The organism is Mycobacterium sp. TH-M11 (genome assembly GCF_057473725.1).
The window spans coordinates 1-2,054 of record NZ_JBYCLD010000028.1; the positions used below are offsets into that span (position 1 = coordinate 1).

2 protein-coding genes are annotated in these 2,054 nt (G+C 65.4%); one reads left to right on the forward strand and one right to left on the reverse strand.

Annotation, left to right across the window (positions count from 1 at the left end; genetic code table 11):
• Window positions 1-13: 13 nt before the first annotated feature.
• Window positions 14-145, reverse strand: a complete 132-nt coding sequence (locus AC2VOG_RS01285) for a hypothetical protein (RefSeq protein ID WP_255361332.1) — start codon at window positions 143-145, stop codon at window positions 14-16.
• Window positions 146-448: 303 nt separating this feature from the next.
• Here AC2VOG_RS01285 and AC2VOG_RS01290 point away from each other — a divergent pair.
• The coding region (locus AC2VOG_RS01290) for an MMPL family transporter (protein WP_486938105.1) at window positions 449-2,054 on the forward strand (1,606 nt) is incomplete at its 3' end.

Consider the following 2,054-nt stretch of genomic DNA (forward strand, 5'->3'; position numbering starts at 1 on the left):
TTACCGCTGCGGGTCAGCTCGCGTTGGGTAACAGGTGTCCGTCTTCGAGCTGCTCCGAGCACTCGCCCTCGACCAGGAAGTCGCCGTGGTAGAGAGCCTCGAAATCAACTTTGATCACGTCGGCACTGGAGTCATCGATCCACATACAGCTGAGCGTAAGGGCAACATTTAAGGAATCTTTGAGTCACGATTCGGAAAATCGTGGCAATTGTTACCGCCCAGTAAGGCCTCCCGGGCCGGACGTCCCGTCCGGATGCTTGGAAATGACCTATTGGGCAGGCGTGCAACCACATATGCTCGGCAAATGTCCTGGTTGTCGGGCGCAGAGTGGGACCGCGCCGGTAGTGCTTTCGCCCACGCTAATCGGGCGTAGACGGCGGCCCGGGCCTCGCCCACTTGACTTATCGCCGATAAGTTGTCAAACGATAGCGAACCGGAGGATCCACCGATGCTGCAGCGGATCGCCTACCTTGCCATCGCAAGGCCGCGGCGGATACTGGCAGCTGCCGTCATGGTTCTCGTCGCGGCGGGGGTCTTCGGGCTTCCGGTGGCCAAGAGTTTGTCCGCGGGCGGTTTCCAAGACCCGGCTTCCGAGTCGGCGCAGGCGACGAAACTACTGACCGACAAGTTCGGCCAGAGCGATCAGCAGCTGGTCCTCCTGGTGACCGCGCCGTTGGGTGCGCAGAGTGCGCAAGCTCGTCGCATCGCCACCGAAATCGTCGAGCAGGTCCAAGGGTCGGACGGGGTGTACAACGTCGTCTCGGCCTGGACCGGGCCCGCGGCGGCAGGTCCCGGACAGCTGGCCGCCGATCTGGTGAGCAAAGACGGCAAGTCCGGGCTCATCGTGGCAAACCTCAAGGGCGGCGAGAACTACGCGCAGCACTACGCCAAGAACATCGCCGGCCGCGTCGTGCATGATCGCGACGGCGTCACGGTTCGAGCGGGCGGTGCGGCGATGGTCTACGACCAGATCAACCGTCAGAACGAGCGAGACCTGCTGCTGATGGAGTCACTCGCGATTCCGCTGAGCTTTCTGGTGCTGGTCTGGGTGTTCGGCGGTTTGCTGACCGCGGCGTTGCCGGTCTGCCTGGGCGGGCTGACCCTGGTGGGGTCGATGTCGGTGCTGCGGCTGATCAGCTTTGGCACCGACGTCTCTACCTACGCGCTGAACCTCAGCATGGCCCTCGGCCTGGCCCTGGCCATCGATTACACGCTGCTGATCATCAGCCGGTACCGCGACGAGTTGGCCGACGGCGCTGAGCCCGACAAGGCGCTGGTTCGGACCATGGCCACCGCAGGTCGGACGGTGTTGTTCTCGGCGACCACCGTCGCGTTGTCGATGGCGGTGCTGGTCCTTTTCCCGATGTATTTCCTGAAGTCGTTCGCCTACGCCGGGGTGGCCACGGTGGCCTTCGTCGCGGTGGCCTCGATCGTGGTCACTCCCGCGGCGATCGTTGTTCTCGGCCCCCGGCTGGACGCGCTGGATATGCGCGGACTGGGCCGTCGGCTGCTCGGCCGGCCCGAACCGGTGCGCAAGCCCGTGGAGCAGTTGTTCTGGTACCGCTCCACGAAATTCGTGATGCGGCGAGCGGTGCCCATCGGCCTGGCGGTCGTCGCGCTGCTGGCGGTGCTGGGACTTCCGTTCTTCGGGGTGAAATGGGGTATGCCCGACGACCGGGTGCTGCCGGCGTCGGCCTCGGCGCATGCCGTTGGCGATCAGCTGCGGCACGAATTCGCCGATGACTCAGCGACCGCGGTGTCTGTTGTCGTTCCGGATGTTCGAGGGGTGCGTCCGGGCGACCTCAGCCGCTACGCGGCCGACCTGTCACGGGTTGCCGACGTGTCGGCAGTCTCGGCGCCCACCGGTACGTTCATCGGCGGCAACCGGGTCGGGCCACCGTCGGCGGCCACCGGAATGGCGCAGGGCAGTGCGTTCTTGACGGTGGCCAGCACGGCGCCGTTGTTCTCGAACGCGTCCGACACCCAGCTCGATCGGTTGCATGCGGTGCCCGGGCCCGCGGGTCAATCGGTTCAGCTGGCCGGGATGGCCCAGA